Source organism: Candidatus Magnetobacterium casense (assembly GCF_019173545.1).
Classification (GTDB): domain Bacteria; phylum Nitrospirota; class Thermodesulfovibrionia; order Thermodesulfovibrionales; family Magnetobacteriaceae; genus Magnetobacterium; species Magnetobacterium cryptolimnobacter.
Map to the genome: position 1 here is coordinate 1 of NZ_JABXWD010000765.1, position 1,106 is coordinate 1,106.

Here is a 1,106-nt window from a genome sequence, read left to right on the forward strand (position 1 = left end):
ACGGTGAGGATAAACTTGATGCGGCACCGTATAAGCTCTATCAGAGACACGTTGATGACCTGTATCCTCACGCTGCTGCGTATGAGGGTCTGGAAATCCGCATGTCTATCGTTGAGAGTTTTGGCTGGTCGCTTCAGGCAGGAAGCACGGTGAACCTGTGCGTTGCGCAGTGGAATCCAAACTTCTTCGTGTCTGGTGTTGGATTAACCCAACAGCCTAATTTCAGTCCTAACGCCACTACCTATACCAATAATATTGTTTCGGCAATAGATATAGCTGCTGGCGGAAATGGTACTGGAAATTCAGGATTCAGACAGACGATTGGACAGATGATTCGTGGAAACATGATTGATTCTCTCCTGAGATGGGCACTCAATCGCAGAATGATGCCGTTGGATATTGGCGGCAGGCAGGCTTTTGTGCTTACGATTTCTGCTCTTCAAGCACAGAGATTCAGTGATCCGAATTTTGCCGATGGAATGGGTTCGCGCTGGACTCCGCAGAACCAGTTGAACGAGAAGACTCAGAACTGGTACGGTATACTTGGGAAATGGCAGAGTGCCGTTGGTGCCGATGTCTACATTGTTGTAGATGAAAGGCTTCCGACACTGCTTCCGAGTGGTACTGGCCGTCCGTTTGGGCTTGTTCCCGGTTATATGTGGCCGACAGACGTAGACAACAGAAATCTTGGCAATCCTCTTGTAAGGGATGCTTGTCTACTTCATGGTAAGGGCGGCGTTGTGAACTGGGACGCAGAACCTATGCACTTAATCCAGGATGACTATGACTACAAAATCAGAAACGGCAAGGGCTACGCTGGTGTCAGAGGCATTCAGTTGCTTCAGTTTGATACTTCTCCGGTGACAGCAGATGGCAGTGGAAGGTATCATGGCGGAACCGCAGTCGTTGTTTGTGGTCGTTCAGAAACAGCATAACAAAGGGGGGATTTCCCCCCCTTTCCTAAAAGGAGACTAATATGTCAGACATTATAAGAGACGTATCTCTACAAGAAGCCCAAAAAGACCGGGCAGCGTCGATGGAACGATTACGCCGGGAAGGGCGTGATTTTATTAAAGTTCGGTTGCATGGTGTTACAAGAATTCAAG

General features: G+C 48.5%; 1 protein-coding gene. It reads left to right on the forward strand.

Annotated features, from left to right (window positions below; genetic code table 11):
* A partial coding sequence (locus tag HWQ67_RS19360; protein ID WP_218254334.1) for a hypothetical protein occupies positions 1 to 935 on the forward strand: 935 nt, incomplete at its 5' end.
* Positions 936 to 1,106: the final 171 nt, after the last annotated feature.